The sequence below is a fragment of the Vibrio scophthalmi LMG 19158 genome (genome assembly GCF_000222585.1).
Classification (GTDB): Bacteria; Pseudomonadota; Gammaproteobacteria; order Enterobacterales; family Vibrionaceae; genus Vibrio; species Vibrio scophthalmi.
Map to the genome: position 1 here is coordinate 1 of NZ_AFWE01000119.1, position 758 is coordinate 758.

2 protein-coding genes are annotated in these 758 nt (G+C 43.5%); both read left to right on the forward strand.

Going from position 1 to position 758, the window contains the following annotated elements; genetic code table 11:
- Positions 1 to 75: 75 nt before the first annotated feature.
- Complete coding sequence (gene tnpA, locus RH88_RS23875) at positions 76 to 252, forward strand: IS66 family insertion sequence element accessory protein TnpA (protein ID WP_005595505.1); 177 nt, start codon at positions 76 to 78, stop codon at positions 250 to 252.
- 118 nt (positions 253 to 370) lie between these two features.
- Entirely contained in the window at positions 371 to 715 is a 345-nt protein-coding gene (tnpB, locus tag RH88_RS10035) for an IS66 family insertion sequence element accessory protein TnpB (protein ID WP_005595506.1), read from the forward strand.
- The last annotated feature ends 43 nt before the right edge of the window (positions 716 to 758 follow it).

Consider the following 758-nt stretch of genomic DNA (forward strand, 5'->3'; position numbering starts at 1 on the left):
GTAAGCGCGCAATTAACCCCACATTCTATTCCCAGCAAGACTTTGTCATAGTTTTTCTAACCCAATGGAGGAACTATGACTCAATCAGAAAAACACCAGTACTGGACGGCCATCGTCACTAAGCAGCAAGAAAGCGAGCTTTCTGTTCCCAATTTTTGTAAAGAGCAAGACATCAGCTATCCCACATTTCATTATTGGCTAAAAAACTCAAACAAACCGATGATGAACAAGTCGCCCACCAAGTGGTCATGAGTGATCGGCCATCTCTTGGTTTGGAGGCTGTGATTTTACATCTACCCAATGGACTGAGAGCAGAGTTGCCAACCTCACTTTCATTAACCCAAATTCAAATTTGGCTGAAGGCACTGCAATGATCCCAAGTGGTGCCGTCTATCTTGTCTCTGGTATTACGGATATGAGAAAGTCGATTGATGGTCTGTCCCTCATTGTGGCCGATGTGTTAGAAATGGATCCATTGAGCAGTGCATGGTTCATTTTTTGTAATCGTGGTCGAGACAAAATCAAAATTCTCTTTTGGGATACCAATGGGTTTTGGCTCTATTATCGCCGACTAGAAAAAGGCCGATTTAAATGGCCAAAACCGACAGTATCGGGTCATATACACATCTCAACTCAACAACTTAACTGGCTATTATCAGGGCTAAACCTTGAAAACCCTAAGGCTCATCAGCCGCTTTATGGGCGAGAAGTGTGAGCTAGGATACTGATCGCCTCATTGGGCTTGAACGATCCTTTTT

What these genes read in the sequence shown, in the direction of transcription:
- tnpA (WP_005595505.1), top strand. Translation starts at nt 76, where the DNA reads ATGACTCAATCAGAAAAACACCAGTACTGGACGGCCATCGTCACTAAG.
- tnpB (WP_005595506.1), top strand. Translation starts at nt 371, where the DNA reads ATGATCCCAAGTGGTGCCGTCTATCTTGTCTCTGGTATTACGGATATG.